This is a genomic window from Aestuariirhabdus haliotis (genome assembly GCF_023509475.1).
Taxonomy (GTDB): Bacteria; Pseudomonadota; Gammaproteobacteria; order Pseudomonadales; family Aestuariirhabdaceae; genus Aestuariirhabdus; species Aestuariirhabdus haliotis.
This window is the reverse complement of sequence record NZ_JAKSDZ010000124.1, coordinates 1-314: the sequence shown is the minus strand read 5'-3', so window position 1 is coordinate 314 and position 314 is coordinate 1. Positions and strand designations below refer to the sequence as shown.

Annotated in this window: 1 protein-coding gene; it reads left to right on the top strand. The window is 53.8% G+C overall.

What is annotated here, in order from left to right; all coding sequences use genetic code 11:
• Positions 1–314, top strand: a 314-nt coding sequence (locus MIB40_RS19540) for a transposase (protein ID WP_249697191.1), incomplete at both ends; no start/stop codon positions are given.

Here is a 314-nt window from a genome sequence, read left to right as displayed (position 1 = left end):
CGTCATCAAGATACCGTCAAGGGCGTGATGAAAGTGATACCGTCGACGGAGTTTAGCTTCAACAAACGAAACAAAACCTGTCACTGCCCCATGGGAAATGAGCTCTGGCTGAAGAATGAAACCGCCGATGAGCATGGCAAACGCAAACTCTTCTTTGAGGGTAAGTTAACCGACTGTCGCCACTGCGACATCAAAACCCGCTGCATGCGCAACCCGGCATCGGCGGACACACGAGAAGGTCATGGACGTCAGGTCTCCATTACCTACACCAACGGCCGCACGCCCATGGACTGGATGCGTCGACGTGTCGATTC